This is a genomic window from Vibrio sp. S234-5 (assembly GCF_000960595.1).
GTDB lineage: Bacteria > Pseudomonadota > Gammaproteobacteria > Enterobacterales > Vibrionaceae > Vibrio.
On the sequence record NZ_JZAM01000015.1, the window covers coordinates 1 to 360 of the forward strand.

General features: G+C 48.1%; 1 pseudogene. It reads left to right on the forward strand.

The features are described 5' to 3' along the window. A pseudogene (locus UF06_RS23315) lies at positions 1-216 on the forward strand (alkaline phosphatase PhoX); the annotation flags it as partial. Positions 217-360 lie beyond the last annotated feature (144 nt).

Genomic DNA, 360 nt, shown 5'->3' on the forward strand with positions numbered 1-360 from the left:
CAGTTGAAGTGCTTTTTTGTTGGACCAAACGGTTGAGAAGTGACGGGGTTTGCCATTAGTCCAGATTACAAATCGGTGTTCGTGAACATTCAACATCCGGGCAACTGGCCATATACCGATGCTGCAGCAGAAGTACCACCTACGGGCGAAACGGTAAGGCCTCGCGCCGCAACGGTCGTGATTCGCCGTGAAGATGGTGGAGAAATTGCGCTCTAATCGCATTTTTTCAGTCAGCCGCAGCCAAAAATGGCCCCGATTTCGAGGGGCCATTTTTTTTCTGTCTATTTGTTTCTTGGGTCTCTCTTCTCATCAAATCCCTTTCTTCTTTGAGAGGTAGACACCGGCTTTTTATACACATCT